Here is a 501-nt window from a genome sequence, read left to right on the forward strand (position 1 = left end):
CGGACCTCGCCCTGCTCTGGCAGGACGGCGCAGCCCCGGGCCTGCACCCCGCGCCAGGGCTCGCCGAAGCCCTCGGTCCCTACCCCGCGGGTCTCGGGCCGTGGTTGTCCACGACCCTCGCGCGCCGCAGCGAGGACGGGCTCGCCCGGCTCGCGACCGCCCTCGACCTACCGCCGACCACCTCCCTCGACGACCTCGTCGAGCACGTGGGCGGCTCGAGGACCGTGACCACCCTCCTGGCCGGGGGCCCGCCCGGGGTGCGGCAGGTGCTCGACGCCCTCACCTGGGGTCCGCCCGTGGGCCGCTCCCCCGAGCCCGCGTCGGCCGGGGTCACCTCGGCCGCCCGGGCCGCGGTCGAGTGGCTGCTGCGCCACGGGCTGCTCTCGATCCAGGACCCCCAGCACGTCGTCCTGCCCCGCGAGGTCGCGCTGGTGCTACGTGAGGGCCGCACCCACCGCTCGCCCGCCACGGCCCCCGAGCCCGGGGGAGTCGGATCGTAGC

General features: G+C 78.2%; 1 pseudogene. It reads left to right on the top strand.

Annotated elements, in window-relative coordinates:
• A pseudogene (locus tag L0B03_RS19065) lies at nucleotides 1-500 on the top strand (hypothetical protein); the annotation flags it as partial.
• Nucleotide 501 lies beyond the last annotated feature (1 nt).

Origin of the sequence: Actinotalea sp. C106 (assembly GCF_023630195.1) — a bacterium.
Taxonomy (GTDB): Bacteria; Actinomycetota; Actinomycetes; order Actinomycetales; family Cellulomonadaceae; genus Actinotalea.